Origin of the sequence: Longimicrobium sp. (genome assembly GCF_035474595.1) — a bacterium.
Lineage (GTDB): Bacteria > Gemmatimonadota > Gemmatimonadetes > Longimicrobiales > Longimicrobiaceae > Longimicrobium.
The window spans coordinates 1-4795 of record NZ_DATIND010000034.1; the positions used below are offsets into that span (position 1 = coordinate 1).

4 protein-coding genes are annotated in these 4795 nt (G+C 71.6%); all 4 read left to right on the forward strand.

Going from position 1 to position 4795, the window contains the following annotated elements:
- A partial coding sequence (locus VLK66_RS05895; RefSeq protein WP_325308454.1) for a TGS domain-containing protein occupies positions 1-1132 on the forward strand: 1132 nt, incomplete at its 5' end.
- Between the two features lie 121 nt (positions 1133-1253).
- Entirely contained in the window at positions 1254-2162 is a 909-nt protein-coding gene (locus VLK66_RS05900; RefSeq protein WP_325308455.1) for a haloalkane dehalogenase, read from the forward strand.
- A gap of 125 nt (positions 2163-2287) precedes the next feature.
- Positions 2288-3382 (forward strand): AI-2E family transporter, encoded by a 1095-nt coding sequence (locus tag VLK66_RS05905; protein ID WP_325308456.1) that lies wholly within the window; start codon positions 2288-2290, stop codon positions 3380-3382.
- A 92-nt stretch (positions 3383-3474) separates the two neighbouring features.
- Positions 3475-4638 (forward strand): FAD-binding oxidoreductase, encoded by a 1164-nt coding sequence (locus VLK66_RS05910; RefSeq protein ID WP_325308457.1) that lies wholly within the window; start codon positions 3475-3477, stop codon positions 4636-4638.
- Positions 4639-4795 lie beyond the last annotated feature (157 nt).

Here is a 4795-nt window from a genome sequence, read left to right on the forward strand (position 1 = left end):
GGGGCGCGCCACCGACGACGTGGACGAGACGCTGACCTGGTTCCGCCAGGTGCTGGAGTGGCAGCAGGAGACGAAGGAGCCGGAGGAGTTCATGGAATTCCTCCGCATCGACCTGTTCCAGGACGAGATCTTCGTGTTCACCCCCATGGGCGACGTGAAGCAGCTGCCCAAGGCCGCCACGCCCATCGACTTCGCCTTCTCGGTGCACACCGAGGTGGGGGTGCACTGCGTGGGCGCGCGGGTGAACGGCCGCATCAGCCCCATCACCCGCGAGCTGCACAATGGCGACACGGTGGAGATCCTCACCGATCCCCGCCAGCGGCCCTCGCGCGACTGGCTGGCCTTCGTGAAGACGGCGCGGGCGCGCAACAAGATCCGGCAGTGGATCAAGGACGAGGAGTTCGGCAGCTCGGTGGAGCTGGGGCGTGAGTTCATCGAGCGCGAGATCAAGAAGGCGCGCCGCGAGAAGGTGAGCGACGAGCGCTTCGACGACGCCGCGCGCAAGCTGAACCTTCCCGACGCCTCGCACCTGTTCGCGGCGCTGGGGCGCGGCGACCTGGGCCCGGGCGCGGTGATGCGCGAGCTGTGGCCCGAGACCGCCGAGCCGGTGAAGGCGCCGTCCGCCTTCGAGCGGCTGGTGTCGCGGGTGCGCGGCGAGCCGCCGGCGGTGAAGATCCAGGGGATGAGCAACCTGATGGTGCGCTACTCCCAGTGCTGCCAGCCGGTGCCGGGCGACAAGGTGATCGGCTACATCACCCGCGGCCGCGGCGTGAGCATCCACCGCATCGACTGCCCCAACATCCTGCAGCTGCGCGACCACCCCGAGCGGCGGGTGGACATCCAGTGGGAGGGTGACGGAAGCGACCGCTTCTTCGTGCGGCTGGTGATGGAGGGCACCGACCGGCGCGGGCTGATGGCCGAGGTGGCCAGCGCCATCTCGGGCACCAACACCAACATCCAGAGCGCGGAGATGAAGGCCGACGAGCGCGGGATGAAGGGCGAGTTCGTGGTCGAGGTCGAGAACCTCACCCACCTGAACCGTGTGATCAGCGCGGTGAAGCGGATCAAGGGCGTGGTGAAGGTGGAGCGCCGCGAGCAGGTGGACCTGGACGCGGAAGCCGCCGAGGCCTGACGCATCGCCCTCGATCGATTCCTCTCGCACGACCGGACGCCCCCGCAGCCGCGGGGGCGTTCTTGTTGCGGTAATCTCCGCGCATACACCCACTCGAATCCCCCTGCTGTCGCGATCTTTGATGGCCGATGCGTCCTCCACCGTCCTCCGCACGCCGGACGAGCGGTTCCGCGATCTCCCCGGCTACCCGTTCGCCCCGAATTACGTGACGGTGGACGGGCTGCGCATCCACTTCGTGGACGAGGGGCCGCGCGACGGGGCGCCGGTGCTGATGCTGCACGGCGAACCCTCGTGGTCGTACCTCTACCGCAAGATGATCCCGCCCATCGCGGAAGCCGGCTTTCGGGCCATCGCGCCGGACCTGGTGGGATTCGGGCGCTCGGACAAGCCGGCGGAGGTCCGCGCCTACTCGTACGCGCGGCACGTGGCGTGGATGCGCGGGTTCGTCGAGGCGGCGGGGCTGGACGGGATCACCCTGGTGTGCCAGGACTGGGGCTCGCTGATCGGGTTGCGGGTGGCGGCGGAGATGCCGGACCGCTTCGCGCGCATCGTCGTCGCCAACGGCGCGCTGCCGACGGGGGACGGGCGCGTGCCGCTGGTCTTCCGCGCGTGGCAGGCGTGGGCGCGGTGGACGCCGTGGCTCCCCGTGAGCCGCATCGTGCAGGCGGGGTCGCGGACCAGGCTGCCGCGCGAGGTGCGGGAGGCGTACGACGCGCCGTTCCCGGGCGAGCGCTACAAGGCCGGCGCGCGCGCCTTTCCCCCGCTGGTGCCCACGCGGCCGGACGACCCCGCGCGCGAGGCCAACCTCCGCGCGTGGGCGGTGCTGGAGCGCTGGGAGAAGCCGTTCCTGACCGCGTACGGCGAGCACGAGCGCATCACCCGCGGCGCCGAGCGCCCGTTCCAGCGGCGGGTGCCGGGCGCGGCAGGGCAGCCGCACGCCACCCTCCGCGGCGCCGGGCACTTCCTGCAGGAAGACCGCGGCGAGGAGCTGGCGCGCGTGGTGATCGATTTCGTCCGTCGCACGTCCTGAGTCTCCGCACGGCGGGCCGCGTATCTCCATCCTCCGATCCCGGGTCCGCTCCGGTCCCGAGCTTGCATTTCCGCGGCGCGACCCACGCTGGACACTCCCCCAACCCGAGCCCGGACGCCGCCCCGTTGAGCGAGAGCACGCCCGCAAGCTTCGCCTCGCCCGGCGAGCCGCACGGCCGCGGCGGATCGGTGCGCACCGCGGCCGCGGTAACGGTCGCCGCGGTGGCGGTGGCGTTCGCGCTGTACTTCGGGCGCGAGGTGTTCATCCCCATTGCCCTGGCCGTGGTGTTCATGGCGGTGCTGCGGCCCGTGGTGCGCCTGCTGGAGCGGGTGCGCGTGCCGACGGCGCTGGCCGCGCTGCTGGTGGTGCTCGCGTCGCTGGCGCTGCTGGTGGGCGCGGGGGCGGCGGTGGTCGCGCCGGTGCAGAAGTTCGCGACGCAGACGCCGCAGGCGCTGAAGAAGGCCGAGGCCAGACTCCGCACGCTGGCGCACGGCATGGAATCCGTGACCGGCTCGATGGGCGGCGGCCAGGCCGGTGCGAAGGGCGGGGGACGGGACGGGGGACAGACGCCCGGCCCGGCGGTGCCCGGCTTCGCGAGCAAGGTGTTCGGCATCACCGCGGGCGTGCTTTCGGCGCTGCTGGAGGTGGTGCTGCTCGTGTGGTTCCTGCTGGCGTCGGACGACCTGTTCCTGCGCAAGCTGGTGAACGTGCTGCCGAACGTGCGCGAGAAGAAGCGCGCGGTGGAGGTGGTGCGCGAGACCGAGGCGGTGGTCTCGCGCTACCTGGTCGTGTCGCTGCTGATCAACCTGGGGCAGGGCGCGGCGGTGGGGCTGGCGATGTGGGCGATCGGGATGCCCACGCCGGTGATGTGGGGGATGATGACGGTGCTGCTGGAGTTCATCCCCTACTTGGGCGGCGCGCTGATGGTGCTGTTCCTGACCCTGATCGGCCTGGCCACATTCGACTCGGCGGGGCACGCGCTGCTGGCGCCGGGCGCGTACCTGCTCGTGACCACGCTGCAGAACAACCTGGTCAGCCCCATCCTGTACGGCCGCCGCCTGAAGCTGAACCCGGTGGCGGTGCTGGTCTCGGTGATGGTGTGGTGGTTCCTGTGGGGTGTGGCCGGCGCGTTCCTGGCCGTGCCGATCATCGCCGCCACCAAGGTGCTGGCCGACCGCGTCGACGGCCTGCACGCCCTCGGCGAGTTCCTGGGCGAGTGAGCGGCTGACGTCCGGCTTGCGCGCCGGCTCACCGAGCCGCTTCATTGCATCTCCTTCGTCCGTTCCGTCTTGCCTCTCCAACTCACTCGCATATGACCGCTTCCGCGGACGTGGTGATCATCGGCGGCGGGGTGATCGGCGCGAGCGTGGCGTATCACCTCGCCGCGCGCGGGTGCACGGGCGTGCGGGTGCTGGAGCGCGAGGCCGCGCCCGGGCTGGGGAGCACGGGCAAGGCGACGGGGGGATTCCGCTGCCAGTTCGGATCGGAGGTCAACGTGCGGCTGTCGCTGCTGGCGCGGGAGAAGCTGCTGCGCTTCGCGGACGAGACGGGAGTCGACTCCGGCTATCGCCCGTGCGGCTACCTCTTCCTGGCGGACGAGCCGGCGACGCTCGATGCGTTGGTCGCCGCGCAGGCGGTGCAGCACGCGGCCGGCGCGTGCGATCCGCGCGCGGTCACGGCGGAGGAGGCGCGGGAGATCAACCCCGCCATCTCGATCGACGGCATCGCGGGCGGGACGTGGTGCACGTGCGACGGGTTCATCAGGCCGCTGGAGATGCTGCGCGGCTACACCGAGGCGGCCCGGCGTCTCGGCGTGCGCTTCGACCATGGCGTGGAGGTCGCCGGCTTCGGCATGGACGGCGACCGGATCACCACCGTGCGCACGAGCGGCGGCGGCGTGGCCGCGGGGGCGGTGGTGAACGCGGCGGGGGCGTGGGCGGGCGCAGTCGCGCGGATGGCGGGGGTGGAGATCCCGGTGACGCCGCTGCGGCGCCAGGTGGCGGCGACGGTGGCGACGGAGGTGCTTCCGGACACCATGCCGCTGACGATCTTCGTGGATGACGGCTTCCACGCGCGCGTGCGGGACGGCCGCGTGCTGCTGCTGTGGCCGGACGAGGCGCGGATGGCGGAGCCGTACGACGCGGCGTTCGACGAGGTGTGGCTCCCGGAGGTGACGCGGCGCGCGCACCGCCGCTTCCCCGCGCTGCGCGAGGTGCCGGTGGACCGCGCCGCCTGCTGGGCCGGGCTGTACGAGATGTCGCCCGACAAGCACGTGCTGCTGGGGCGCGCGCCAGGGGTGGACAACCTCTTTCTCGCCAACGGCTCGTCGGGGCACGGGGTGATGCACTCGCCGGCGCTGGGCCATCTCCTGGCCGAGATCATCCTCGACGGCGCCGCATCCACGCTGGACGTGCGCTCGCTCCGCCCCTCGCGCTTCGCCGAGGGGGAGCCGGTGTCATCTCCCGAGTTCCTGTAGCGGGTTCTTCCCCCGGCGGGGAAGGCGAATGAATTCGCGGCAACAACCGCACGAAGTCCCTGCGGGACTGCAGGCCGGCATTCGCGCGGCAGGCGATCATCAGCTTCTGATATGAATCCCCAAAGAGAAGTGCGCTGGATCGCGACCGATCCAGCGC